Source organism: Solirubrobacter pauli, from assembly GCF_003633755.1.
Classification (GTDB): Bacteria; Actinomycetota; Thermoleophilia; order Solirubrobacterales; family Solirubrobacteraceae; genus Solirubrobacter; species Solirubrobacter pauli.
Genome location: NZ_RBIL01000002.1, coordinates 2,442,700 through 2,461,231, shown reverse-complemented (window position 1 = coordinate 2,461,231; position 18,532 = coordinate 2,442,700). Strand labels below are relative to the sequence as shown.

The window sequence follows — 18,532 nt, the reverse complement described above, 5'->3', positions numbered from 1 at the left end:
CGTTGGAGCGGTCAGGTGTAGCCTACGTGGCGCGCTTTCAGCAACGGGCAGAGAAGCAGGGAAACCGCCGGGGTAGAAGACGCGGGAGACGTTAGGAACCCGACACTCTGATGGGTGTCCATGTGGGTGAAAGTGCTGCTACCGGTGGCGCAGGCCTATTACAGGTCGCCCTCGGGCACCACGCCGGCGAGGAAGCGCTCCACCTGCGTCTCGCTGAACGGCGGTGTCGCAAGCTCCGCGTCGACGTGGAAGACGCGGAACAGGTGGACGATGTAGTGCATGCGCTGCTCGAGCGAGGACCAGTCCTGGGCGCCGCAGTCGTCCGGCGCGGGCGGGATCGGCTCGTACTGGGAGACGAGCGCCACCAGCTCGGGCTCGACCAGGTCGATCAGCGCCTCCGGGTAGGTGTCCTCCAGGTGCGTGCCGAGCGCGAGGATCCGCCCGGGCAACGAGAGCACCATCAGCGAGTGCGTGATGACCTCGCGCGAGAAGCGGGCGACTAGGCCCTGCGCGGGAAGCGCGAGCACGCCGACGGCCTTGGCGAGGCGCGGGCGCGTGGTGCCGCAGAGCATCCGGCCGAGCTCCTCGGCGGTGACGTAGGGCGCGTCGAGCGCCTCGGCGATCTCGGGCTGCAGGCGCGTCTGCTCGTGCAGGCCGATGCAGAGGTTCGCGCGCAGCATCAGCTCCGCGCGGCGCTTCGGGTCCGGCTCGGCGAAGGCGAGCTCGTACGCGGCGAAGGCGGCCTGCAGCAGCGGCGCGTCGACCGCGAAGTCGTCTTCCCGCAACCAGCGCGCGAACTCGTGCCCGATCTCGGCGAACACCTTCAGGTTGCCGCGCGCGACGGCGTCGCTCGCCAGCTCCACCGCGTCGAACGGCGTGCGCAGCCGAGCCATGATCGCACCGATCCGCGAGGACCTGTCGAACAGCCCCTTGCGCAGCAGCCAGCGACCGAGCGACTGCACCGGGTGCAGCAGCGAACGCCCGCAACCCAGCCGGTCCTGGATGTAGCCGAGCGCGTCCTCGCCGCGGATCGTCCGGCCGGCCTGGCGGGAGGCCCAGGTCGCGAACGTGCACCAGTTCGCGCCACCACCGCTGCGCGCCGCGATCTCGGCGGCGAGCAGCGAGTAGGCGTAGGTGATCTCGAGGTTGCGCAGGACCGGGTTGCGGATCGCGGCGATCCGCCGGACATCCTCGGGGCTTACCTGGCGCGAGTCCCGATCACCGCCCCGAGCGTCTCGCCGGCGAGCTTGACCGTCTCGATGTCGTGCACGTCCGGGAGCGTAATGGTGATGCCGTCCAGGCCGGCGTCCAGGTACGCCTGCACCTGCTCTGCGACCTCGCTCGGCTCGCCGACGAACGCGCCCGCGCGGGCCCGGTCGGGGTCGGCGGCGGCGGCCAGGGCCGGCTCGAACTTAACCATGGCCGCCTCGTGCGTGGGCGCGATGTAGACGGTGCCCATGCGGGTCTTGGTGATCTCCGCCGGGTCGCGACCGACGTCCTCGCAGTGCCCTTCGAGGACGCCCAGCAGGTGCTTGACGCGCTCGACGTCGCCGAACAGGTTCGAGCCGTCGGCGTACTTGGCCACGAAGCGCAGCGTCTTGCGCTCTCCGCTGCCGCCGATCAGGATCGGGATGTCCCCGCGGATCGGCTTCGGGTTGTTGAACGCGCCTTCGACGTGGAAGTGCGTGCCGTGGTAGGTCGCCACCTCCTCGGTGAACATCCGCCGCGTGATGTTCAGCGCGTCCTCGAGGTACTCGAAGCGCGTCTTGAGCGGCGGGAACGCGTAGCCGTAGGCCTTGTGCTCCTCCTCGAACCAGGCGGCGCCCAGTCCCAGCACGGCGCGGCCGCCGCTGATCACGTCCAGCGTCGTCGTGATCTTGGCCACCAGCGCCGGGTTGCGGTAGGTGACACCGCCGACGAGCAGCCCGAGGTGGATCGCCGACGTGCGCGCGGCGATCGCGGCGAGCATCGTGTTGCCGTCGAACATGAAGTTCTCGGGCGGACCCACCGGGCCGATCTGGTGCAGGTGGTCCATCAACGAGAGCGAGCTGAAGCCGGACGCCTCGGCCGCCGTCGCGATCTCCACGAGCTTGTCGAACAGCGCCTCCGGACTCGTGCCCGGGTAGTTGAAGTTCGGCACGTGCAGGTCGAGCTCAAAGGGTGCGCGCATGGTGTGAGGCACGCTACCCGGATGCGGTCTCAGGCCGCTCCCAGCAAACCCACAGGAACCGAACCGATACTGCTGTTGTGAACGAGTCCAGCCGAGTCCTCGTCGTCGACGACGAGCCCAACATCGTCGACGTCATCTCGATGGCCCTGCGCTTCCAAGGCTTCACGGTCGAGTCGGCGGGGACGGGCGCGGACGCGCTCGCGCAGGTCGCCGCGTTCCGCCCGGATCTGATCGTCCTCGACGTGATGCTCCCCGACATGGAGGGGTTCGAGGTCGCCAAGCGGCTCGGCGCCGAGCGCGCGGGCACGCCGATCATCTTCCTCACCGCCCGCGACGCCCCCGAGGACAAGCTCCGCGGTCTCACGACCGGCGGCGACGACTACGTCACGAAGCCGTTCAGCCTCGAGGAGCTGCTCGCGCGCGTGCGCAACGTGCTGCGCCGCACGGGCGCCGCGGAGGCGGACTCGAGCCGGTTGAGCTTCGAGGACCTCGAGCTCGACGAGGACACGCGCGAGGTCGCGCGCGCCGGCGAGCCGATCGACCTCACCGCGACCGAGTACCGGCTGCTCCGGTACCTGATGCTCAACCCACGCCGCGTGCTCACCCGCGCGCAGCTGCTCGACCACGTGTGGGACTACGACTTCGGCGGCGACGCCCGCGTGCTCGAGACCTACATCTCCTACCTGCGCAAGAAGCTCGACCAGCACGGCCCGTCGCTCATCCACACGGTGCGCGGGGTCGGCTACACGCTGCGCGCGCCGCGGGCATGATCGCTTCGCTGCGTGGGCGGCTCGTCGCCGGCGTGCTCGCGCTCGCCGCGGTCGGCATGCTGATCGTCGGCGGCGTCACCTACGCCACCCAGCGCTCGAACCAGCTCAGCCGCGTCGACGAGCAGCTCGCCGCGGCGGTGCCGGCGCTCCAGCACGAGTTCATGGAGCGCAACGGCGGCTCCGGCAACCCGTACCGGGGCGGAGGCGGCGGCCCGCCGCGCGGCGGGGCCGCGCCGATCGACACCTACGGCCAGGTGCGCGACGCCAACGGATCGGTCGTGGACGAGGAGTTCCTCGGCCCGGACGACTCCGCGGAGGCGCCGGAGCTCCCGCGGGACATCCCCGTCGGCACGCCGACCACGGTCGAGACGCCGCAGGGCGACTACCGCGTGCTCGCGCGCAGCTTCGGCACGGGCTCGGTCACGATCGCGGCGATCTCGTTGAGCGCCACCAACCAGTCGCTCGACGGGCTGCTGCTCACGCTCGGGCTGGTGATCGCCGCCGTGCTGGCGCTGATCGGCGCGTTCGCTTGGGTGGTGGTGCGCGTCGGCCTGCTGCCGCTCGACCGCATGGGCCACACGGCGGCCGCGATCGCCGGGGGCGACCTCTCGCACCGCGTGGAGTCGACGGACCCGCGCACGGAGGTCGGTCGCCTCGGCACCGCGCTCAACCGGATGCTCGACCGCCTGGAGGAGGCGTTCGCCGCGCGCGAGGCCTCGCAGGAGCGGTTGCGCCGCTTCATCGCCGACGCGTCGCACGAGCTGCGCACGCCGCTCGTCTCGATCCGCGGCTACGCGGAGCTGTACCGCATGGGCGCGGCGCGCAGCGACGAGGACGTGGCGAAGGCGATGCGCCGGATCGAGGACGAGGCGGCGCGCATGGGCGTGCTCGTCGAGGACCTGCTGACGCTGGCGCGGCTGGACGAGGTGCGGCCGGCGCCGCACGGTCCGGTCGACGTGTCGGTGCTGGCCTCCGACGCGGTCGACGACGCCCGCGTGACGGCCCCCGACCGCGAGATCACCCTGCACGCCGACCACGGCTGGGTGACCGGCGACGCCGACCAGCTGCGCCAGGTGTTCGCGAACCTCCTGCGCAACGCGCTGGTGCACACGCCGGCGGGCACCCCGATCGACGTCTCCGTCGAGCGCCGCGACGGGACCGTCGCGCTCGAGGTGCGCGACCACGGCCCCGGCCTCCCGGGCAAGGACGCGGGCGCGCTGTTCGAGCGCTTCTGGCGCGCCGAGGGCGGGCGCGAGCGTGGCAAGGGCGGCGCGGGCCTGGGACTCGCGATCGTCGCGGCCATCGTCGACGCGCACGGCGGCACGGTCAGCGCGGCGAACGCCCCGGGCGGCGGCGCCGCGTTCCAGGTGCGCCTGCCCGCGCGCTGACCTACGTCCCGACGTCGAACACCAGGACGCCTTCCGAGAGCTGCTGCACCAGCGCGCTGACCGGGGCGTGCTCCGGGTGCGGCAGGTAGCGGTCACGCGCGTGCGCGTCGGTGAACGTGATCAGGAAGCCGTAGTCGTAGCCCTGCTCGAGGCCTTCCGGGCTCGTGCTCGGGCCGAAGCGCACCGACTCGATGCCGTCGATCCGCTCGGGGAGGCCGGCGAGCAGGTCGCCGAGCCTCGAGAGCTCGGCGTCGGCGACGCCCGCGCGCAGGGAGAGCAGCACCACGTGATCGGTCATCGCGCCACCGTAGGGCACCGTCACCTGCGCTCGAGCACGAACTCGCGCAGCTTCGCCAGGTTCTGAGGCGTGGGGTCGAGCTCCTCGATCGCCTCGACGGTCTGCGTGGAGCTCAGCACCTGGTCCGGGTTCAGCCGGAACCGGCTCGTCATGCCGAGCGGCCTGCCGGTGTCCCGGTCGACGTAGTAGGACCGCTCCGGGGTCGGGATGGCCGTTCGCGTGCCGTCGTCCTGGCGGACGTGGTAGCGAAGGGCGGGGCGGTCGGCGAACACGGTCGGGGTGGGGTCCGGCGTGCCCTTCTCGGCGTTGGCGCGGAAGTCCGCGAGGAAGCCCGCCTGGCGTTGGGCGCTGACGTTCGCCGCGTCCTCGCTCTGGGACGGGCGGATCACGCGGTACTCGCCCTCCTCGTTGATCTGGCGCATCACGCCGTCGGCGGACACGAGGCGATCGGCCTCCCACAGGCGGTCGCCCTCAGAGGGGTTGCGCCAGCGCTCGACGCGGTGGTCCTCGCGTCCGCGATGCCACTCCTCGACCAGGATCGTGCCGCCGTTGGCGTCGCGCGTGCGGGAGCGCACGTAGACGATCTTGTCCGGATCGGGCGTGAAGAAGACGCCGCGCGGCGGGGGCGCGGTGACCTCGCGCTCGTCGGCGGGCGGGACGGAGCGCTGGGCGTCGTGGGAGGGCGCGAGCAGCGCGTACGACGCGGCGGCCAGCGCGAGGGCCGCGACGGGCACGATGACGCGGCCGCGGCGTTGGGGACGGGGTGCCGGGTGCGTCGCGTGCGCCGACCGGCGCACCTGCCGTTCCAGGTCGGGCAGGACCGTCATGCCAATTCTCCTCTCAGTCGCGCGCGCAACGTCGCGAGCCCCCGGCTGACCCGCTTGCGGATCACCAGCTCCGAGCACTCGAGCGCGCGGGCGATGTCCTCGTAGCTCTGCTGCTCGACGATCCGCGCCAGCACCGCTTCCCGCTGGTCCTGCGGCAGCGCGCCGAGGGCCGCGCGCACCGCGCCGTCCTCGCCGATCCGGTCGATCCGCTCGAGCTCGTCGTCGGTGAGCGCGATCCGGTCCCACGCCAGCCGGCGCCGCGCCTCCTCGCTGACCCGTCCGCGCCGGTAGCTGTCGATCAGCACGTGCCGGGCGATCCCGAACAGCCAGGCCGAGAACGGCCCCGACACCGCGTGGCCGGCGCGCAAGTTCTCCAGCGCCCGGGCGAACACCTCGCCCGCCAGGTCGGCGGCGAGCTCCGGCCCGCTCGTCCGCCGGCGGAAGTACGCGAGGATCGGAGCCTCGTAGCGCCGGTAGAGCACCACGAACGCGTCCGCCGTGGCGGGCAAGCCCGCCACGAGCGCCTCGTCGTCAAGCTGGTCCAGTCCTCGTCTCACAACCCTCACGTCGAACGACCGCGAGGATTGTGACCAGCAGTTGCCGCGCGAGCCATCCCACGACCGCCGCGTGCCGCCAGGAGCCGGTCCGGTGTTGTGTTGCGGCTTCTCTGTGGCGGGGCGTGTGAGGGAGGCACGGTCGGGGTGGCACGGCACTGCGCCTCCTCGGCTTCCCGGAGATCAAGTCAACCCTCCCGCTTGGTCGGCGGTGGCGTTCCTTCAGGACTGGCCCTCGGGCGGGCATTCCCTGACATCTCCGGCCCTTCGGTGCTCTCGGGCGCAGTCCGCGCGGCATAGACCCGAGCTGGCCGGCGCGAGCCGACGCGCCGCTGAGGCGGCCAGAGCGTCTGGGTCGAGCGACGTCGAAGATGGTGCGTTTCCACAGAAGCACTATTTTCGATCGTCGTCGAAACACGTCCGCACCTACAACGTCTTGAGGTTTGCGAGCACCGCGTGGGTGCGTAGGTCCATGGCGATGATCCGTCCGTCCTCCGTGTACGCGGTCGCGACGTCGCCGTAGGCGCGGAAGTACGCCGAACGCGTGCTCGGGAACTCAGCGGCGCCGACCGGTTCGTGCCGTTCCCGGCAGCGGAACGTGACCAGCGCGTGATCGCTTCTCTCCTGCAGTAGCGCGGAGTGGTCGCCGTCCACGGCGATCTCGGCGTAGTTGTCGAGCGGGCGCACCACCGACGGGCCCTCGAGTGGCTGGACGCACTCCACCAGCTCCCCGTCCTGGAGGTCGACGAAGACGATCGTCCCGTCGGCCGTCGCGCCGGTGATAACGACCGGCACGGCTTTGATGAACATCTCGCCCCAGGTGTTGGTGTTCGCGCGGCGGTCGAGTACCCGGAGCGATGGGAGTTCCCAGGTCCAACGCTCCGCGGTCTGGAACGGTCCTCGTTCGCGGGTGCAGATCGCCGACAGCCGTGTCGCCGTGCGTTCGTGTGCGTCCACGCTTCGGCTTCGGCTATCAAGCAGGGACCACAGACGTGCTCCCGTCGTGAGATCGATCGCATGCAGCCCATCTCGGGTCTCAATCGTCAGGCTCGAGCCGTCGAAGCTCCGGCCCGCGCCGTACGCGTGAAATGGCGGCACCGGCGTGACTTGGTGCGTGACGAGGTCGATGCGGTGCAGTACGTAAGCGTCGATCTGCCGATGCCCATAGACGGCCAGAGCGGAGGTCCCGTCATCGGCGACGCTCAACTCAAACGCCGGAACGTCCCAATGCGCGCGCTCGTCTCCGTCGGGCGAGAGTAGGTAAACACCCCTCTCGTGCGCAGCAACAAGGAGCCCAGCGGGCAGGAGGATCGCTTCTCCGATCGCCTTTCCAGTCGTGCCCGGCTCGCCGGCGCGAATGGTCTTCACCGGCCTGAAGATAGATCGGGTGCGAGTCGGCGCTCTCGAGACGCGTTCGGAGAAGCGCGTGGTCCGTTTCGAGGAGAACGCGCTTTAGGCAGCTACTCGTAGTGCTTGCCCGCGAGTATCAGGTCGGCGATGAACCGCCATTGCTCTGGCGTCATGCCGGCTGGGGCGAATCGCGGGGTATCGGCGGTGTCGCGCAGCCATGCCGCCATCGATTCGAGCATGTCGAAGATCTGCGCGTTCTCCCACTCACTGCCGCGCTCGACCGCGTCGGTACTCAGTGCGTCGAGAAAACTCGCCATGTCCTCGCGAGTCGTGATCTGGTCGGCGAGATCTTCAGGCGCGGGCTTCACAGGGCCCGAAGCTACCGGTTAGGACGCGTGCCCCCTTTGCCGCTTAGACGGTGCTTTTCGAGAAGCTCGCGCATTCGAGCAGCGTCGTCGGGCCGACGGCGAAGAGCATCGAACCCTTCTGAGCGGGTACGAGGGCACGCGTGCCGAGCTATGTTCCCGTGATGTCTCGTGAGCAGCTCGAGGCGCTGCCGACGCGGGCGGTGCTGGGGCGCCTCCAGCGCCTGCGCAGGTGCGAGCAGTCGCCCGGGGAATCGGATCTGTCGGCTGAGGAGCTCGCGCGGTTGGTTCCGATCCGCTTCAAGAGCACGCCTGAGTGGCAGGCGGCCGTGGCCGATGTCAAGGCGGTGCTTGCGACGCGCGAGCACCTTCCGTCGGGGCCAGAGCGCACAGACGCTCGTAGAGCACGCGGCAGCCGCGGACGTCATCGGTAGGCCCTTCTGTGGCGATGGATGCCACCGGTCGCACGTCCTCGAAGCGGAGGTCGCGCCCCCGTCGCCGTTTGCGCCAGCTGCGAGTCCAGAAGTAGCGCTTCTCGACGATTTGGCTCCTTCGCGGAGCTAAGGATCAACCGCCGACGGGCCCGCATGGTCGATTAGGGTGCGCCATTGATGGGCGGTTTTCTGCTGCTTCCCGAAGACGAGCTGGTCCTGGTTGCGCATCTGCTCGACGTCGAAGGCCTGAAGCTGCTGGCGTCCATCGACTTACGAGAAGGTCCGTCCAGCATGGACGGTCTATCCGGTCCTCTGCCGCTGCCAGCACCACCGCGGCCCAACGTTGAGCCGTCCGAGCCGCTCGAGCTCACGTTCTGGGCGCATCAGCTCGGATCACTCCGTCCGTGGTCGGATGCGCCGGCGCCAACGGACGCCACTGAGCGCGTGCATCGGATAGTCAACCAGCAGTCCACCGCGGGGTTCGGCTCGCTGGTCGACGAAGAACGATCACCGGTCTTACGCTGGCGCACGAGCTGGGAACGCAGCGGCGCGCTCTGCCCCGGGCTGCTGCAGGCGCAGGCGCGGCCGACGAAACAGCAGCCACAAGAGCTCATGAAGCTGCATGGGCGCGTGACGCGCTGGATGAAGCGCGAAGGGGAACAGCTAGACCCGTTCGAGCACGCACCGAAGGCGCTTGACGTCGAGACCCCACGCAACACAAAGCCGTTCCGGGTCTGGGCCCACCGGCACGCCGCCGAGTGGGTTCGCAGCGGCGGCAGCGTATGGCCCTGGAACGCGTAGGCGTGGTCGGTCGGTCAAGCTCGCCGGCCGCGGCCGTCGCCACCGCAGACCAGCGACGGTTGGCGCGTAGCGACCGTGCCGGCGACGTTTCGTAAGCAGCGCTTGTCGACGGAAGCGCGCATCTCGACGAGGTGGCGTCCTTGCTCGATCTAGAGTTCGGCGATGGTGCCCTTTGGTCCACCACAAGCATCCGACGACGATGTCGAACGGGTGCGGGATCTGTATCGCCGTTTGGTGGAGCGCGTCGGCGAGCCCGGCCACCTTGGTGCGGAGGTCGACGCGTTGACGCCCGGCGAGCGTGCCCTCTACGTGCTGATGACGGCAGTCGAGCTCGTGGGCTCGGGCGGCTTCGAGCAGTTCTTCTACGAGAGGCCGGAACTTGCGTTGGCCGCGGCGACGTCGGCGAAGCTGGTCAAGGCTCGCAAGTTCATGGCCATCTTCGAGCAGGCCAACGCGATTGCGTTCGTGGAACCTCCACGTAAACGGGCTGTGAGCGAGTTCCGCCGGATGCTGAAGGCCGTCGAATCCAGCGCCGACGAGCTGGCGCGGCTCGACACCGAATTGGATGCGCTGATGGCGAACTCCGCTACCCGGATCGAGGCGCTACTCCTGCGCTACATCCAAGGCGCCCCGCAGGAGTTCGCCGACGTCTGAGTCGGCACGCGTTTCAGGCATCGACAGGCGGTGCGTCGCAGCCCCCCACGCGGGATCGGCCGACGCGGCATGCGCGGTGGTGAAAGTGGTTCTTCTCGACGATTCCCCCCATCAAGATCTCTGGCCGTTGCTCATCTGCTCGCGGTCCGGCCGTCGCGTGAGGGTCGCGAAGGCGTCCTTCAAGCACGCTCGGCACGTCCTCGATCCCCGAAGCCGACCGCGGCACCGCGGCCGGCCTGCTGAACACCGCCGCTCAGGTCGGCACGGCGCTCGGCATCGCCGTCCTGGTCCTGGTCGCCGGGACAACCAGCCCGAGCACCGGCCATCGCGTCGCGTTCGCGGTCGCCGGCGCCGTCGCCGCGCTCGGCGCCGTCGTGCTCCTCGCCTGGCTGCGCAGCGCGCGGGTCGCGCGACCGTCCACCGGCTCCGGCGTCGCGCTCGCCGCCGGGCCACGCGAATCGTGAGCTGATCTTTAGGCAGAGAGGCATCCGGTCGGGGTCGGCGCTGCGAATACCTCTCGACCCTCCTCTTCAACCTCTCTCGAAGCGAGGAACAAGATGCATATGAAGTCCCTGGCGGCCCTGGCCGCCACGACCGCCCTCGCCCTGGGTGCGACCGCCTGCGGCGGCGATGACGAAGACACGAGCGCGAACACGTCCACCCCGGCAACGGCGACGGCCACGCCGGAAGCGACCCCGGTGGCCGAGATCCCGACGCTCACCGGCAAGGACACCGCCGTCACCCTGGACGCCGGGTTCGTCGAGGCGCTGGGCACCCTCAAGCTCACGCCCGCACCGGTCGGTGACGCCAAGATCAGCAAGGCCGGCGTCGCGTCCTTCCCGATCACCGGCGGCAACGTCACCTACTACACGCCCGGGACCAAGTCTCCGTACGTGCAGGGCATGATCAACCACGCCGGCAGCGGCCTCAGCCTCACCGGCGGCGGCAAGACGGTCGAGCTGACCGACTTCGACGTGGACCCCGGCCAGTCCGTGCTCACCGGCAAGGTGACCGTCGACGGTGAGGTCGCGGCCGAGGACGCGCCGCTGTTCTTCCTGGACGGCCGCACGCTCAAGCCGCTGGAGACGGGCGCGAACGACACCGCGATCCTGGAAGGCACCACCGTCAAGCTCAAGCAGGAAGCCGCGGACCTGCTCAACCAGACCTTCGGCACCGACGCCCTCACCGCCGGCCTGGTGATCGGCGTCGCGAAGATCACCGTCAACACCACCGCGTAGACCCTTCGCCCCGAGGCGGAGAGAGGAGTCCATCACGCGGGCGGGACGCGCGGCGTCCCGCCCGTACGGTGGCCGTCAACCTCTGGACGCCGCTTGCAGCTGCAGCGCCCCGATGGATGCGCGGATCAGCCGAGAGACCTGCGTCTGTGAAAGGCCGAGGAGGCTGCCGATCTCGGACTGCGGCAGATCCTCCTCAAAGCGCAGCCGGAGGATCTCGCGTTGGCGGTCGTCGAGGGCGCTCAGCAGACGATCGACGACCGCGGCGTTCTCCGCGCGCTCGAACCCGGGGTCGATGCGTCCGCCGACGACGTCGGCGAGCTCCTCCCCGTCCTCGGTGACCGAGCGATCGAGCGAGTCAGGAAAATGGGCGCTGGTGGCGGCGCGTGCCTCGAGCACCTGTTCGACGCTCGTGCCGGCGCGCTGGGCCAGTTCGGCAGGCGTCGGTGCGCGGCCGAGTGCGCCTGTGAGTGACTCGGTGAGTGGCACCAGGCGCACGCTGAGTTCCTGCAGATCGCGCGGGACGCGCACCATCCAGCCGCGGTCGCGAAAGTGGCGCTTGAGCTCGCCGAGGATCGTCGGTACCGCAAACGACGAGAAGGCGAGCCCGCGGTCAGGGTCGAAGCGGTCGGCGGCCTTCACCAGCGCCATCGACGCCACCTGGTCGAGATCGTCGACGTCGGCACGGCGCGCGTAGCGCCGGGCCAGGCTGCGCGCCAGCGGCAGGTGCTCGAGCACAAGCGCGTCACGCTGCTCACGGGCGGCGACGGTCAAGCCGCGACGTGCAAGGGGGAGAGCTCGAAGCGCAGCCGGTTGAGTCCGAGCCGTGCGCGGCTCTTCACCGTTCCCAGTGGGATCTGCAGCTGCGCCGCGATCTCCGGATGCGTCATTCCGGCCGCGAACGCCAGCTCGATCACGTCACGCTGCTCGACCGGCAACAGACGCAGCGCGCCGGCGATCTCGCCCGCCCGTTCACGGCTGAACGTCTCGGTCTCGACGCAGTCCGGCCCCGCCGGGTCGTAGGACTCGTCGAACGCAAGATTCTGGCGCGCACCGCGGCGCAGCGCATCCACCGCACGGTTGCGGGCGATCGTCAGCAACCACCCGCGCGCGTTGCCGCGCTCGCACGCAAACTGCTGCCGCGCCCGCCACGCGCCGATGAACGTCTCCTGCGTCACGTCCTCGGCCGCCGAGCCGGCGCCGACGTAGCGGCAGGCGAGCCGGTGCACCGCGGCGCAATGTCGGTCGTACAGCACCTCGAACGCGTCCGTGCGATCGAGCTGGATCAGTGCCATGAGGTGCGCGTCAGTGGCACCGGCGGAGATGGAGTTCAAGAGGGACCCTGGGGCGAGGGGGTGGAAGCGACGGAAGCGCCATCCCCGAAACCGCTACCGCTCAAACCCCTAGATGACTTGGTGTTCCCGTATCCGCTATCGCCTACCATCCGGAGGGTGCCGATGCGAGCCACGACGGTCCGCTTCAGCGACGACCTCTGGGCGCTGCTGGAAGCCGAAGCGTCCAACCAAGGGATCAGTGCCGCACAGTTCGTCCGCGACGCGACGATCATGCGCCTCGGGATGCTCAGCGCCCATCGCGGCGACGAGCACGCGAGCCTAACCCTCGAATCGCTGGCCAGCGGCGCACTAGCCGGCCGGGCACCGACCACCGCAACCCTCGACGCCGAGCGCCTCGCCGAGCTGCAGCGCACCGGGCTGCTCGACACCCCGCCCGACGCCACCTACGACCGGATCGCGGGCCTGGCCGCCCGGCTCGCGAGCGCCCCTGTGGCCCTCATCTCCCTCGTCGACGCCGACCGGCAGTTCTTCAAGAGCTGCGTCGGCCTCGGCGAGCCCTGGAGCACGACGCGCGAGACTCCCCTATCGCACTCCTTCTGCCAGCACGCCCTCGACTCCGACACTCCAATCGTCATCGAGGACGCCCGCGTGCACCCGCTCGTGCGCGACAACCTCGCCATCCGCGACCTCGACGTCGTCGCCTACCTCGGCATCCCCCTGATCACGGCCGCCGGCCACACACTCGGCACCCTCTGCGTCATCGACCACAAGTCCCGTACCTGGACCCCCGAGCAGATCGACGGGCTACAGGTCCTCACCACGAGTGTCGTCGCCGAGATCCAGCACACCCTCGGGACCGGTCAATAACGCGCCGGGTATCGCGCCGTAGGAGCGGTCGAGGACCGGTATTCGACCGTGGGCGCAGGGTCCTGGACGAGTTGACGACGGCCTCGAATTCAGCCGATTGGGCCAGCGGTGTACGTGACCCGTTCCAACCATTGCGAATCTCGCCGACCAGGCAGGCGGCTCTTCCATCACGCGGCAGGCACAGAACTACCGAGCGCGGCGAAGTGCAGCCGTGAGGCGTCGTCAGCGGTGTCGGTCCGGGGCCGTGGTTTCGAGGATCAGTCGCGTCGTCTCGTGAGGGCGATCCCACTGTGGAAAGTGTCCACAGCGGTCGAACCAGTGCAGCCGGGCGTCAGGGAACTGTCGGATCGCTCGCTGTGCCTGGCGCGGAAGGCAAACAAGGTCGTGCCGCCCCCAGCCGACGGCGATCGGGCCTCGCGCCGTTCCGGCCGGCATGCCGGCTTGTAGCGGCCCATGCACAAGGGCATCCAGCGCGTCGTCAAGGCCTCGCGCTTCGGCGTAGCTCTGCATCTCTCTCAGCACGACATCGCCGGGAAGACGCCACGGGCGGGCGGAAAACTGGGCCAAAAGCGCGCTACGTCCCACAGGACTCCGGGCGAGCACCGGCATCACCGGCTGCAAGGCACGAACGATCGCGATCGACCCCCGCACTGACGCGCCGAAGACGCGTCGCTCACGGGCGTTCCAGAAGCCACCCGGGTCGAGCGCAACGGTGGCCCCGACGCGGCCTCGTCGCGCCAGCTCCAGCGCGAGCCGTGCGCCCATGGACGTTCCGGCGCAGTCGACACCGTCGAGGTCATGCTCGTCGATGAAGCCCTCAAGGGCCTCAGCGAGCGTCGCGATCGACACAGCGCCCGAGAGTGGCGGCGTCTTGCCGAAGCCGGGAAGGTCCGGCGCGATGATCTCACGCTCCGCCGCCAGCGCACTTGTGATCGGATCGAACGAGTGGCGGCTGCCACCGAGTCCGTGGATGAGCAGCAGCGGCTGGCCGCTCCCAGTGCGCATGTACTGCATCCGGCGTCCCTACCCGTTCCCGTTCGACAGGAGCCGGGCGGCCGTGCTTGGCGCACCCGAAACGCTGGGGTCGCCTCGAGCACAGGGTTCGACAACGATCAGCACTCTCCCTGCGACTAGCGCCGCGTCACGGAGCGGGGACCGGGCGATGAGTCTCGACGCCGGTGCCGCCGTCAACAGCAGAGCGATCGCGCCGATGGCCGCGCGTGCCGCCGCGGCCGCCGCTCGGGGACATGGAACCAGCGGCGGCCGATGTGTGGCGGGGTAAGCCGCCTGGACGGCCCGAAACGCTGGGGTCGCCTCGAGCACAGGGTTCGACAACGATCAGCACTCTCCCTGCGACTAGCGCCGCGTCACGGAGCGGGGACCGGGCGATGAGTCTCGACGCCGGTGCCGCCGTCAACAGCAGAGCGATCGCGCCGATGGCCGCGCGTGCCGCCGCGGCCGCCGCTCGGGGACATGGAACCAGCGGCGGCCGATGTGTGGCGGGGTAAGCCGCCTGGACGGGGTAGTCCATCCCACACGCTCGTCTGCGGCTCTCGCCCTCGTCGAGGAGGAACGGCCAGTTGACCGGCGCCCCGCACTACACCTTGTGCGAAGACCGAAAGTAGTGCTTGTCGACGGTTCCGCTACTCGTCGATGGACGGGAGGCGCTCCCGCTCGCGCGTCCACTGCTAGGTCGTCGACCGCCAAGTCCCTGGTGCATGGCTGGGCGGGCTCAGCTCGGCGAGGACGCCGAAGTGGTCGCTGGCCCAAACGCCCTCGACGGGCATATCACAGACCAGGCGGCAGTCGACGACGCCGAGTGGCGGACCATGCGCCCCGGAGCGCACGAGGACGTGGTCGATCCGACGGCCGCGTTCGAGCGGCATCTCTCCCGCGCGCACCAGCGGGTTGAGCGGGGTGAACGTGTGGCCAGGCTGGCCGGGATTCACCGCCTCCCAGGCGTCTTCGTAGCGCACGCTCAAGCCGTCGAGCGACTGCCGCCCGGTCAAGAACCGAAGGCTCGCGCTGTCCGGACCGGCGTTGAGGTCGCCTAGCAGAACCACGGGCAGCTCGGGGCGGCCGGCGATCAGCTGCTCGATCCAACGGGCCGTCGCGACCGCTTGGCGTTCGCGGACGTCCTCGCGGTGAAGCTCGTAGGTCCCGCGATGATGCACGATCAGGACCGAACCGACGGGCGTCGGCACAGCCAGCTCCGCGGCGAGCGCCGTCGCTCGCCAGCCGCCTTCCGTGTCGTCGACGACCGGGACGTCGAGCTCGTCGGCGCGCACGATGGGCAGGCGGCTGGCCAGGGATTCGCCCTCATGGTTGATGTCGCCACCCGGGAGGTCGAGCACCGTCCAGCCGTCCCCGGCCAGTTCGGCAGCTTGGTCGAACACGGGGCTGCGCGACACTTCCTGCAGGGCCATGACGTCGGCGCGAAGAGCCGCGAGCAGCCTCTTCGCTACCTCGTGGCGGCGCGGCCCGTCCGCCGACCGCATCGTCAGGACGTTGAAAGTGAGCACACGCACGCCGAGGTCGTTCGCCCTCTTTGTGGCGAAACCTCCTGCCGAGCGACCGTCGCACCCGCGCCTTCGACCCTCGCTAGCGCTTCGGATGAGCCGCGAAAGTGGCGCTTTTCGACGGTTTCGCTACCTGTGCCAGTAGTGATCGCTGCGCCTCGAGAGCTTGGAGCAGCTCCGAGACGCTCTCAGTCGGCGACGAGGTGCCCCGCGCCGAACCACGCCACGGTGGCGAGGGCGGAAGTCAGCAGCCACCAGGCACCGACGTAGCCGTTGAGGATCACGACGAGCGCGCTCAGGCCGGAACCCAGTGCGGCCGTCGAGATCGTGAGCAGCAACAAAAAGCCCGAGGTGCTCGACACGATGCCGTCGCCTCGCAGGAGCAGTGCGCCGAAGACGCAGTACGCACCGAGCAGGCTCGCCGCAGTGGCGAACACGACCAGGAAGGCCTTCGCCTCAATGTTGACGATCCGCTTGTTCACGTCCCCTTAGTCCCCGAGGAACGCGCTGGCGAAGCCTCCGAGCCAGCTGATCAAGAAGTGGTGCTCTCCGAGGTATGGTTGGTCTTAGGGTCGGTCGCGATGACGGGGTGTCATGTGGTCGGTTCCTGCCGCTCGACGAGCCGTCGGAGTCGAGCCAGCGAAGCGGTGTTGTAGCCGGCCGCGACTCCCGTCGCAAAGGGGTTGGCCGATAGCCCGACGAAGAGTCCTCGAGGGGTCTCCCGGAAGTCGACGGCACAGCCGTCCGTGGTCTCGGCGATCGTGAACTCTGCGATCGCGTCGCCGAGCAGACGGCGCTTCCAGCGCAGGCGCAGGTGCCCGGAAGGCTGCGCCTCCAAAACCGTGGCGCGGCCGCGGAGCGTGAAGGGACCCCAGCGGAACCTGTAGTCGAGGCCGGCGTCTGGCTGCGGCCAATCCTCGTCGGCCCACAACACGTCCTTGACGCCGGCCAGCCAGAGCGGATAGCTGAGCGGGTCCACCAGAACCGCCCAGACGGCTGCCGGTGGCGCCTGCCAAGCGCGGACGGAATCCCTCATGACGACTCGCATACCCACGCCTCGCCAGCCGACTCGCAAAGTGGCGTTCTCGACGGTTTCGCTACTTGGCGAGGTCGCTCGCGCCTGCGGAGAGACAACAAAGCTTGGTAGGGGCGCGAGCCGCGGGAAACCCTGGTTCGCCGCTGCCCGATCGCCCCTCTGTGCTGGCCCAGGGTGCTCAGCCAAGGCAAGCGTAGGTCGAAGTGGCGCTTCTCGACGCACTCACGCATGTTGCGAGCCGGTTCGGGGACCAGCACGCTGTAGGCGGACGCTTCGAGACCGAGCTCAGTTCACGAGATCCGCGAGCTCGCGGGCGAATCTGTCGAGCGTGGTGATGTCGACCCGCATGGCAACCCGAAGAAACGAGTCGTTGAAGTGCCAGCGGACGCTGACGTAGCCGCCGCCGTTGGATCTAGTTGAGATGAAGCCCTCGCGAGCGTCGGTGAACTCGAGTGCGAGCTGCGCGTGCGATGCGCGAAGCTCGGAGCTGTCGAGCGCGATGTGCGGGCTGCCGAACTCATAGCTGCCCAGGAACGGATTGCCGGCAAGGTCTTGAAGCGGCCGCTGGAGATGGGCGGCGAGATCGTCGGATAGCTGCCGGAGCGCGTCAGGCAAGCCTTCCCGATACAGCGTGATCTCGGAAGCGGGCGGATCGGCGGCGGCCACGTCCCACCGCTGCGGCACCCAGCAGACCACCACGTAGAGAACATCATCAACTCGCGTGAGGGTCACAGAGTCGTGGCCGTTGGAGCTGCTCAGGACTGCGGACGTCTTCATGGTCAGGACCGAAAGCCACTACCCGCTCGCCGGTACAACCGAGGCACCCGCAAAGTGGTGCTTGTCGACGGTTCCGCTCATTCGGCGTTAGCCATCCGTCTTGCTGGCTTAGGTCGTGAACGGACCCACAGGTGGTCTGGTCTGTAGCCTGCCGCCGCATGGCGCCGACAACCGTCGAAGAGCTTCGCGGCCTGTTGGTCAAGCACGGGCTGCCTGTCGAGCTTGCCGAGCGTGCGGTTGCGGGGCTCGCGTTGGTTGGCGGGGGTGCGGGCAGGAGCAAGCTCGGTGGGCACCCTGAGGTCCCGGGCTCATGGCCGATCCACAACGGACGAGGCCTGACGCACCTGGCGTCGATCGTGCTCGAGGAACTCCCGACGGGGCAGTGGCGCGCGAGCCTGCCGGAAGACGGCACGGTCGTGTTCTTTGCGGACTTCAGCTTTGACAACGAAGGATGGGGTCCAGTGGACGGAACCCATCCCGCGATCGAGATCGTGCACGTGCGTGGCGGTGCGGCAGTGGCCGCCGCGACGCCACCGGACGAGCAACGCGACGCGGGAGAGATTCCAGTGGTCTTGAACGAGCGGCTGGTGCAGTTCGTGCCGGTGCTGACGCCGCCCGCGGAGGAGCTGTACGAAGCGCTGGACATGCTCGATTCGCCTGACGCGTTCTTGCGCGAGCTCGACATGCCGACCCATCTGTTGCTCGGGGAGCCGGGGTACCTGCAGGGAGATCCTCGCGAACCTGGGGAGCTGAGTCTGCTGCAGCTCGACTGGGATGAGGAGCTGGGCTTCGAGTACGGCGACGCTGGGACGATCAGTTTCTGGGGAAGCCCGGAGGACATCCGTTCAGCGCGCTGGCAGCACATCAAAGCCACGCCTGATTCCTGCTAGGCGAGCCTTCCCTTCGGTGCGGCTCGGTCCGCGGCGCTCGCTCAATCCGCCAACGGCAAGCTCATCGCCGGCGGCGGTCCGTGGCAGATGCGAAGTAGCGTTAGTCGACGATTCCGCCACGTTGTGCAGCCGTCAGGCTGTGCGTCACAGCGGTCCGGCGAGGACGTGCGGATCGGTGGATGAGCAGCGCCGCCAGCGAAGCGCTGGCCTCATCGAGACAGAGCGCTTCACCCGCGCGAAGGAGTCCGTCGTCGCTCGCGACGCCCAGCGGTTGGCGGCGACGCATGGGGTCGCCGCACCTT

22 protein-coding genes are annotated in these 18,532 nt (G+C 69.4%); 7 read left to right on the top strand and 15 right to left on the bottom strand.

Annotated features, from left to right (window positions below; all coding sequences use genetic code 11):
- Positions 1-158: 158 nt before the first annotated feature.
- On the bottom strand, positions 159-962 hold the full coding sequence (locus C8N24_RS31100; protein WP_121257600.1) for a hypothetical protein: 804 nt from the start codon (positions 960-962) through the stop codon (positions 159-161).
- Between the two features lie 236 nt (positions 963-1,198).
- Positions 1,199-2,170: an LLM class F420-dependent oxidoreductase gene (locus C8N24_RS31095; RefSeq protein WP_121257598.1), complete on the bottom strand. Its 972-nt coding sequence runs from the start codon at positions 2,168-2,170 to the stop codon at positions 1,199-1,201.
- A gap of 77 nt (positions 2,171-2,247) precedes the next feature.
- On the opposite strand from C8N24_RS31095, the gene C8N24_RS31090 reads away from it, so the two are divergent.
- Positions 2,248-2,940 (top strand): response regulator transcription factor, encoded by a 693-nt coding sequence (locus C8N24_RS31090; RefSeq protein WP_281272681.1) that lies wholly within the window; start codon positions 2,248-2,250, stop codon positions 2,938-2,940.
- Positions 2,937-4,328: a sensor histidine kinase gene (locus C8N24_RS31085; RefSeq protein ID WP_121257596.1), complete on the top strand. Its 1,392-nt coding sequence runs from the start codon at positions 2,937-2,939 to the stop codon at positions 4,326-4,328. The genes C8N24_RS31090 and C8N24_RS31085 overlap by 4 nt, the downstream gene beginning before the upstream one ends.
- Before the next feature lies 1 nt (position 4,329).
- On the opposite strand, the gene C8N24_RS31080 is transcribed toward C8N24_RS31085, so the two are convergent.
- From C8N24_RS31080 to C8N24_RS31060, 5 genes are all read right to left on the bottom strand, one after another.
- Positions 4,330-4,626: a Dabb family protein gene (locus C8N24_RS31080; protein WP_147448077.1), complete on the bottom strand. Its 297-nt coding sequence runs from the start codon at positions 4,624-4,626 to the stop codon at positions 4,330-4,332.
- Positions 4,627-4,646: 20 nt separating this feature from the next.
- Positions 4,647-5,453, bottom strand: coding sequence for a hypothetical protein (locus C8N24_RS31075; RefSeq protein WP_121257592.1), 807 nt, complete (start codon positions 5,451-5,453; stop codon positions 4,647-4,649).
- A complete protein-coding gene (locus tag C8N24_RS31070; protein ID WP_170179543.1) occupies positions 5,450-6,010 on the bottom strand; it encodes an RNA polymerase sigma factor in 561 nt (186 codons plus the stop codon). The genes C8N24_RS31075 and C8N24_RS31070 overlap by 4 nt, the downstream gene beginning before the upstream one ends.
- A 423-nt stretch (positions 6,011-6,433) precedes the next feature.
- Positions 6,434-7,375 carry a hypothetical protein gene (locus C8N24_RS31065; protein ID WP_121257588.1) on the bottom strand — a complete coding sequence of 314 codons (942 nt, stop codon included), beginning with the start codon at positions 7,373-7,375 and terminating at the stop codon, positions 6,434-6,436.
- A 92-nt stretch (positions 7,376-7,467) separates the two neighbouring features.
- Positions 7,468-7,725: a DUF7660 family protein gene (locus C8N24_RS31060; protein WP_121257586.1), complete on the bottom strand. Its 258-nt coding sequence runs from the start codon at positions 7,723-7,725 to the stop codon at positions 7,468-7,470.
- Between the two features lie 608 nt (positions 7,726-8,333).
- On the opposite strand from C8N24_RS31060, the gene C8N24_RS31050 reads away from it, so the two are divergent.
- Both C8N24_RS31050 and C8N24_RS31045 read left to right on the top strand, forming a co-directional pair.
- Complete coding sequence (locus tag C8N24_RS31050; protein ID WP_121257582.1) at positions 8,334-8,957, top strand: hypothetical protein; 624 nt, start codon at positions 8,334-8,336, stop codon at positions 8,955-8,957.
- Between the two features lie 162 nt (positions 8,958-9,119).
- A complete protein-coding gene (locus C8N24_RS31045) occupies positions 9,120-9,611 on the top strand; it encodes a DMP19 family protein (RefSeq protein WP_121257580.1) in 492 nt (163 codons plus the stop codon).
- A gap of 179 nt (positions 9,612-9,790) precedes the next feature.
- On the opposite strand, the gene C8N24_RS33470 is transcribed toward C8N24_RS31045, so the two are convergent.
- Positions 9,791-10,099, bottom strand: a complete 309-nt coding sequence (locus C8N24_RS33470; protein ID WP_147448076.1) for a hypothetical protein — start codon at positions 10,097-10,099, stop codon at positions 9,791-9,793.
- A 75-nt stretch (positions 10,100-10,174) separates the two neighbouring features.
- Between C8N24_RS33470 and C8N24_RS31040 the strand changes: the two genes are divergently transcribed.
- A complete protein-coding gene (locus tag C8N24_RS31040; protein WP_121257578.1) occupies positions 10,175-10,849 on the top strand; it encodes a hypothetical protein in 675 nt (224 codons plus the stop codon).
- A gap of 75 nt (positions 10,850-10,924) precedes the next feature.
- On the opposite strand, the gene C8N24_RS31035 is transcribed toward C8N24_RS31040, so the two are convergent.
- A complete protein-coding gene (locus C8N24_RS31035) occupies positions 10,925-11,620 on the bottom strand; it encodes a sigma-70 family RNA polymerase sigma factor (protein WP_121257576.1) in 696 nt (231 codons plus the stop codon).
- Positions 11,617-12,141 carry an RNA polymerase sigma factor gene (locus C8N24_RS31030; RefSeq protein ID WP_147448075.1) on the bottom strand — a complete coding sequence of 175 codons (525 nt, stop codon included), beginning with the start codon at positions 12,139-12,141 and terminating at the stop codon, positions 11,617-11,619. Before C8N24_RS31030 ends, C8N24_RS31035 begins: the two co-directional genes overlap by 4 nt.
- Positions 12,142-12,303: 162 nt before the next feature.
- On the opposite strand from C8N24_RS31030, the gene C8N24_RS31025 reads away from it, so the two are divergent.
- Entirely contained in the window at positions 12,304-13,008 is a 705-nt protein-coding gene (locus C8N24_RS31025; RefSeq protein ID WP_121257572.1) for a GAF domain-containing protein, read from the top strand.
- A 222-nt stretch (positions 13,009-13,230) separates the two neighbouring features.
- On the opposite strand, the gene C8N24_RS31020 is transcribed toward C8N24_RS31025, so the two are convergent.
- The 5 genes from C8N24_RS31020 to C8N24_RS31000 form a co-directional block, all read right to left on the bottom strand.
- Entirely contained in the window at positions 13,231-14,022 is a 792-nt protein-coding gene (locus C8N24_RS31020; protein ID WP_121257570.1) for an alpha/beta fold hydrolase, read from the bottom strand.
- Between the two features lie 674 nt (positions 14,023-14,696).
- Positions 14,697-15,536: an endonuclease/exonuclease/phosphatase family protein gene (locus tag C8N24_RS31015; RefSeq protein WP_147448073.1), complete on the bottom strand. Its 840-nt coding sequence runs from the start codon at positions 15,534-15,536 to the stop codon at positions 14,697-14,699.
- Positions 15,537-15,715: 179 nt separating this feature from the next.
- Complete coding sequence (locus C8N24_RS31010) at positions 15,716-16,009, bottom strand: hypothetical protein (protein ID WP_121257566.1); 294 nt, start codon at positions 16,007-16,009, stop codon at positions 15,716-15,718.
- 110 nt (positions 16,010-16,119) lie between these two features.
- Positions 16,120-16,563, bottom strand: coding sequence for an SRPBCC family protein (locus tag C8N24_RS31005; protein WP_170179542.1), 444 nt, complete (start codon positions 16,561-16,563; stop codon positions 16,120-16,122).
- 285 nt (positions 16,564-16,848) lie between these two features.
- Entirely contained in the window at positions 16,849-17,340 is a 492-nt protein-coding gene (locus C8N24_RS31000) for a hypothetical protein (protein ID WP_121257562.1), read from the bottom strand.
- A gap of 158 nt (positions 17,341-17,498) precedes the next feature.
- Here C8N24_RS31000 and C8N24_RS30995 point away from each other — a divergent pair, with 158 nt between their 5' ends.
- Positions 17,499-18,230: a DUF1963 domain-containing protein gene (locus C8N24_RS30995; protein ID WP_121257560.1), complete on the top strand. Its 732-nt coding sequence runs from the start codon at positions 17,499-17,501 to the stop codon at positions 18,228-18,230.
- Positions 18,231-18,532: the final 302 nt, after the last annotated feature.

Excerpts from the sequence above, each read along its gene's own strand:
- C8N24_RS31095 (WP_121257598.1), bottom strand. The coding sequence starts at position 2,170 with ATGCGCGCACCCTTTGAGCTCGACCTGCACGTGCCGAACTTCAACTAC.
- C8N24_RS31085 (WP_121257596.1), top strand. The coding sequence starts at position 2,937 with ATGATCGCTTCGCTGCGTGGGCGGCTCGTCGCCGGCGTGCTCGCGCTC.
- C8N24_RS31080 (WP_147448077.1), bottom strand. The coding sequence starts at position 4,626 with ATGACCGATCACGTGGTGCTGCTCTCCCTGCGCGCGGGCGTCGCCGAC.
- C8N24_RS31075 (WP_121257592.1), bottom strand. The coding sequence starts at position 5,453 with ATGACGGTCCTGCCCGACCTGGAACGGCAGGTGCGCCGGTCGGCGCAC.
- C8N24_RS31050 (WP_121257582.1), top strand. The coding sequence starts at position 8,334 with ATGGGCGGTTTTCTGCTGCTTCCCGAAGACGAGCTGGTCCTGGTTGCG.
- C8N24_RS31045 (WP_121257580.1), top strand. The coding sequence starts at position 9,120 with ATGGTGCCCTTTGGTCCACCACAAGCATCCGACGACGATGTCGAACGG.
- C8N24_RS33470 (WP_147448076.1), bottom strand. The coding sequence starts at position 10,099 with ATGCCTCTCTGCCTAAAGATCAGCTCACGATTCGCGTGGCCCGGCGGC.
- C8N24_RS31040 (WP_121257578.1), top strand. The coding sequence starts at position 10,175 with ATGAAGTCCCTGGCGGCCCTGGCCGCCACGACCGCCCTCGCCCTGGGT.
- C8N24_RS31030 (WP_147448075.1), bottom strand. The coding sequence starts at position 12,141 with ATGGCACTGATCCAGCTCGATCGCACGGACGCGTTCGAGGTGCTGTAC.
- C8N24_RS31025 (WP_121257572.1), top strand. The coding sequence starts at position 12,304 with ATGCGAGCCACGACGGTCCGCTTCAGCGACGACCTCTGGGCGCTGCTG.
- C8N24_RS31020 (WP_121257570.1), bottom strand. The coding sequence starts at position 14,022 with ATGCAGTACATGCGCACTGGGAGCGGCCAGCCGCTGCTGCTCATCCAC.
- C8N24_RS31005 (WP_170179542.1), bottom strand. The coding sequence starts at position 16,563 with ATGAGGGATTCCGTCCGCGCTTGGCAGGCGCCACCGGCAGCCGTCTGG.
- C8N24_RS31000 (WP_121257562.1), bottom strand. The coding sequence starts at position 17,340 with ATGAAGACGTCCGCAGTCCTGAGCAGCTCCAACGGCCACGACTCTGTG.
- C8N24_RS30995 (WP_121257560.1), top strand. The coding sequence starts at position 17,499 with ATGGCGCCGACAACCGTCGAAGAGCTTCGCGGCCTGTTGGTCAAGCAC.